Here is a 4071-nt window from a genome sequence, read left to right as displayed (position 1 = left end):
GGGCGGGACATGTGCGACTCCTTCGTGAGGGTGAGTGAGGCCTCTCGTCCGAGTACCCCATCTGCACTCCACGCTACGGAGACGAAGGGGGCAAAGCGTCGCTCCACGGAGCGATCCCGACCCTGGGAATCGTCGGGGTCCGACCCTGAGCCGGCCCCTCCGGGGGGAGGGGCGTACGCAGCACGCGAGTGGCGGTACGGCGGCGCAGCCAGGAGCGGCCCGCCGGGACCAGCGCGAGATGCGCGAGAGCCACGCCCACGGTGTTCAGGAACAACGAGTCGACGTCGACGACCTGACCGGGCACGCCGGTCTGCAGCAGTTCGATGCCCCACGACAGCAGAGCGCCGGCCGCGACGGTGCGCAGCAGGGACGCCAGCGGCGAGACGACCAGTCTGCCGCTCACCATCGGCAGCAGCACACCCAGTGGGGCGAGCAGGGCCAGCCCCTCACCGATCCGGCGGGCCGCCGCGGGCCAGCCCAGGGCGAGATCGCCCCGGATACCGGCGAACGGACGCAGATTGGCGGGCATCACCCAGGGCACGTCCAGCGGCCGCAGCGTGAGCCAGGCGACGAACGCGAGGTGGGCGACGAGGAGGACACCCCCCGTCACACGGATGCGGAACTCGGCGCTGCCGCCGACGGAACCTTGACGCTGCACGCCCCCCTAGACGCGGCCTTCGGCGGGATCGGTTCCGGGATGGACCCTGACAGGCCTGTGAGGCGTGCGCCACAATCCGGCCGGGTCACTCCCCGGCCACGGCCTTCGACGGCGGTTCCGCGCTGCCCGGCCGGGCCCGCACCTCGTCGGTGCACTCGTAGCGGCGCGGTGCGCCGGTGCCGGGCCCTCCCAGGACCACCGAGCCGTCCCCCTCGGCCGCCGCCGAGTCGGAGAAGGTGCAGACGATCTGCGCCAGCGCGTACGAGGTGAGCCCCGCCGGTGCCGTGCTCAGCCGCAGTGTGTCCTCCGGGTCGCCGGGCCGCGGCCCGCCGACGGTGATGCCGTCGCGGACGTCCGTGCTGTAGCCGGCTTCCTTCTCGGCGGCCGACGGCGGTGTGGCGAGCTGGTCCAGCAGGCCCTGCGCGACGAGCACGCGCCGCTCGGAGTCGGCCGCGCCGTCCGGGACCCGCACGGTCCGGTCGACGGTCACCAGCGCGGACCCGCACAGCAGGAACACCTGCACCGGCAGCCCCCGGGCCGCCTGCGTCGAGACGTCCGGCTCGGAGAGCGAGCACTGCACCCGCGAGGGCGCGGGCCCGAAGTTCGTCGGCACCTCCGTGGCCCGGATCCCGCAGCCGGCCAGCAGCAGGGCGAGCGCCACGACGGCCGGCAGGCGGGGCACGGCCGTGAGACGAGCGGTCATCATGCGTTCCCCTTCGGGTCCTCGCACCGCGGCCGGTCGGTGCCGCCCTCGGGCGCCGGCTCGTCCTCGGCGGGCTGCTCCTCCTCCGGGGACGTGCCGCGCGGGAGCCGCAGGGTGAACACCGCGCCCGAGTCGGATGAGTTGCCCGCGGTGATCTCGCCGCCGTGGATGTGGGCGTTCTCCAGCGCGATGGACAGACCCAGGCCGCTGCCCTCGGAACGCGGCCGGGAGGCGCTGGCCTTGTAGAAGCGATCGAAGACGTGCGGTAGGACGTCCTCCGGGATGCCGGGCCCGTGGTCCTGCACCTCGATGACGATCGAGTCGTCCGCCTCCCGCACCGACACCCGCACCGGGGAGCCGCCGTGCTTGAGCGCGTTGCCGATCAGGTTGGCCAGGATGACGTCCAGGCGGCGCGGATCCAGGCGGGCGTGCAGACCGCGCTCGGCGTTCAGCTCGACCGCGTCCAGCCAGGCGCGGGCGTCGATGCAGGCGGTGATCTGGTCGGCGAGGTCGACGTCGTCCAGGACGAGCCGGGCGGTGCCCGCGTCGAAGCGGGTGACCTCCATCAGGTTCTCGACCAGGTCGTTCAGCCGCCGCGTCTCGCTCACCACCAGCCGGACGGCGGGCTCGATCATCGGGTCCATGCTCCCGGTCTCCGCCTCCAGCTCCTCCTCCAGCACCTCCGTGACGGCGGTGATGGCGGTGAGCGGCGTGCGCAGCTCATGGCTCATGTCCGCCACGAACCGCCGGGACGCCTCGTCCCGGGCGGCCATGTCGGCGACCCGCTTCTCCAGCGCCTCGGCCGCGTTGTTGAACGTACGCGACAGATCGGCGAGTTCATCCGTCCCCGACACCCGCAGCCGGGTGTCCAGCTTGCCCTCCCCGAGCCGCCGCGCGGCCGTCCCGAGCCGCTGCACCGGCTTCAGCACCGTCGTCGCCGCGGCCTGCGCGAGCAGCGCCGAGCCGATCAGGGCGAGACCCGTGGCGATGCCCAGCGACCAGGCCAGCGAGTTGAGGTCCTTGGCCTCCGGCTCCAGCGACTTGAGCATGTAACCGGTCGGGCCGCCGCCGATCACGCGCGTACCGGCCACCAGGTACGGCGTGTCGTGGTCGGATATCCGCTGCCAGTACAGGTGGTGCGGGTGCTTGTCGGCCCCGTCGGGCTTCTGCGTCTTGTTGACCGCCGTACGCAGCGAGACCGGCACGTCGCGCAGCGAGAAGCCGTTCAGCCCGCCGGAGCTGCCGTAGACGGTGCGGCCCTCGGTGTCGCGGCCGACCAGCAGCACGCTGAAGCGCTGGTCGCTGCCCGCCATCTGGCCCGCGGTGTGCTGCAACTCGTCCTGCGTCGGACGCTCGGGCAGCGCGGCCGCCCGGTTCTGCATCTCCTGCTCGAAGTCGCGCAGCACGGCGTCCTGGGTGCGGGTGAGCACGGCCTCGCGGTTGAGCCAGTACGCGATCGCGGACGCGGACACGGCGGCCGTCAGGGCCACCAGGCCGAAGACGACGACCAGTCGCAGCCGCAGGCTGGTGAAGCGCAGCCGCGACAGAACTCCCTTGCGCGCCCCGGTCCAGCCGCGGGCTCCCCCTTGGTGCGCCTGGGTCACTGAGGCGCGTCCAGCCGGTAGCCGACACCCCGCACGGTACGGATCAGCGTCGGGGACGACGGCACGTCCTCGACCTTGGCGCGCAGCCGCTGGACACACGCGTCCACGAGCCGCGAGTCGCCCAGGTAGTCGTGCTCCCACACCAGCCGCAGCAGTTGCTGCCGGGACAGCGCCTGGCCCGGCCGCCGGCTCAGCTCCAGCAGCAGCCGCAGCTCGGTCGGCGTGAGCTGGAGGTCCTCACCGTTCTTCGTCACGGTCATCGCCGAGCGGTCGATGACGAGGCTGCCGAAGCTGGCCGCGTCGTTCGACTCCCGCTCGCCGCGCCGCAGCACGGCCCGGATCCGGGCGTCCAGCACCCGGCCCTGCACCGGTTTGACGACATAGTCGTCGGCGCCGGACTCCAGCCCGACCACCACGTCGATGTCGTCGTTGCGCGCGGTCAGCAGGATGATCGGCAACTGGTCGGTGCGCCGGATGCGCCGGCACACCTCGAACCCGTCGATGCCGGGCAGCATCACGTCCAGCACGATCAGATCCGGCCGCTGCTCACGGAGCAGCTTCAGACCGTCCTCACCGCTGGCAGCGGTCGCCACGCGATGACCCTGGCGCGTCAGCGAGAGCTCCAGGGCCGTCCGGATGGCGTCGTCGTCCTCGATCAGCAACAGGGAAGGCACGCGCTCATTCTGGCCCATGGAGGGGTCGGGGTTCGACCGGTGGGGTCCAGTCGGTTCGGGCCGGTACCGCCGACGCGTGTGTACGACCTGTGGCGGACCTGTGCCCGACCCCTGTGACAGGTCTGTGACAGTCGGCGGACACGGCCATGAAAGTGCCGCGGCAAGCTTCTCGGCACAGGCAAGGAAGCCCGCCCCAACCGGCGGGCCGCACACCGGAAGTCCACGACGGGGGGCGCGAGATGAACACGCTGCACGGCATCAGCACCAGCGCAGTTGTCACGCGTCTGCACGATGTGCACCGGAGTTCCGAGAAAGCCGGTGCCGATGGCGGCCCCTCCCGCGCGAGCGGATTGGAGCGTGGGCGGGGGTGCGCTCGCGGCACCGGGCGTCAGCACACCACGTTCATGACGGTGGTCGACGCACCCACGGGGG

Annotated in this window: 4 protein-coding genes and 1 pseudogene; 1 reads left to right on the top strand and 4 read right to left on the bottom strand. The window is 72.3% G+C overall.

Features of this window, described 5'->3' with window-relative positions; translation table 11 throughout:
* Positions 1–73 precede the first annotated feature (73 nt).
* From C1J00_RS39490 to afsQ1, 4 genes are all read right to left on the bottom strand, one after another.
* Positions 74–658: a VanZ family protein gene (locus C1J00_RS39490; RefSeq protein WP_102913688.1), complete on the bottom strand. Its 585-nt coding sequence runs from the start codon at positions 656–658 to the stop codon at positions 74–76.
* Between the two features lie 85 nt (positions 659–743).
* Positions 744–1364, bottom strand: coding sequence for a hypothetical protein (locus C1J00_RS39485; RefSeq protein WP_180989861.1), 621 nt, complete (start codon positions 1362–1364; stop codon positions 744–746).
* Positions 1361–2965: an ATP-binding protein gene (locus tag C1J00_RS39480; protein WP_102913686.1), complete on the bottom strand. Its 1605-nt coding sequence runs from the start codon at positions 2963–2965 to the stop codon at positions 1361–1363. Before C1J00_RS39480 ends, C1J00_RS39485 begins: the two co-directional genes overlap by 4 nt.
* Positions 2962–3639 (bottom strand): two-component system response regulator AfsQ1, encoded by a 678-nt coding sequence (gene afsQ1 / locus C1J00_RS39475; RefSeq protein WP_097219620.1) that lies wholly within the window; start codon positions 3637–3639, stop codon positions 2962–2964. Before afsQ1 ends, C1J00_RS39480 begins: the two co-directional genes overlap by 4 nt.
* A 239-nt stretch (positions 3640–3878) precedes the next feature.
* Between afsQ1 and C1J00_RS46065 the strand changes: the two are divergent.
* A pseudogene (locus C1J00_RS46065) lies at positions 3879–4071 on the top strand (SigE family RNA polymerase sigma factor); the annotation flags it as partial.

The organism is Streptomyces cahuitamycinicus, assembly GCF_002891435.1.
GTDB classification, from domain to species: Bacteria; Actinomycetota; Actinomycetes; order Streptomycetales; family Streptomycetaceae; genus Streptomyces; species Streptomyces cahuitamycinicus.
Note: the sequence above shows the minus strand (reverse complement) of the source record. Positions and strands in the feature narration are given on the sequence as shown.

Excerpts from the sequence above, each read along its gene's own strand:
- C1J00_RS39485 (WP_180989861.1), bottom strand. The coding sequence starts at position 1,364 with ATGATGACCGCTCGTCTCACGGCCGTGCCCCGCCTGCCGGCCGTCGTG.